This window comes from Dellaglioa sp. CoH-56-MRSF-13, from assembly GCF_056782095.1.
This window is the reverse complement of record NZ_JBXAYC010000055.1, coordinates 1-475: the sequence shown is the minus strand read 5'-3', so window position 1 is coordinate 475 and position 475 is coordinate 1. Positions and strand designations below refer to the sequence as shown.

Here is a 475-nt window from a genome sequence, read left to right as displayed (position 1 = left end):
TTATAACGGTGGAGCGGGTTGTGATCGGTGCGAAGCTGGGAATGCTGAAGGGCGCACAAAGACAGGGGAGAGTTGATGGGAAAGAAGATTAAGGACCCGGTTGGTGACCGGATGAAGCGCTTCGAAATGGAAGAAGCGGGGCGCTCCATGATGCCCGGCCTTCCTATTCTGGCGCGGCTCGACGGCCGTGCGTTCCACACGTTCACGCGCGGTCTGGATCGTCCGTACGACAAGCGATTCATGCAGTGCATGATCGATACGACGAAGGCACTTGTTGACGAATTTCAGGCTGATCTGGGGTACACGCAGAGCGACGAGATCACGCTGTACTGGCGCAATGCCCCGGTCTGGCGTACGAATGGCACGACGGAAACGATGCTGCCCGAAATGATGTTCGACGGTCGATACCAGAAGTGGCACTCGCTGCTGGCCGCCGACGCATCGGTCGCGTTCTACCAGTCGCTGTTCGATCATC

The 475-nt window shown here is 58.1% G+C and carries 1 protein-coding gene; it reads left to right on the top strand.

The features are described 5' to 3' along the window. Positions 1 to 75 precede the first annotated feature (75 nt). On the top strand, positions 76 to 475 hold a 400-nt coding region (locus AC1RP1_RS07845), incomplete at its 3' end, for a tRNA(His) guanylyltransferase Thg1 family protein (protein ID WP_481762698.1).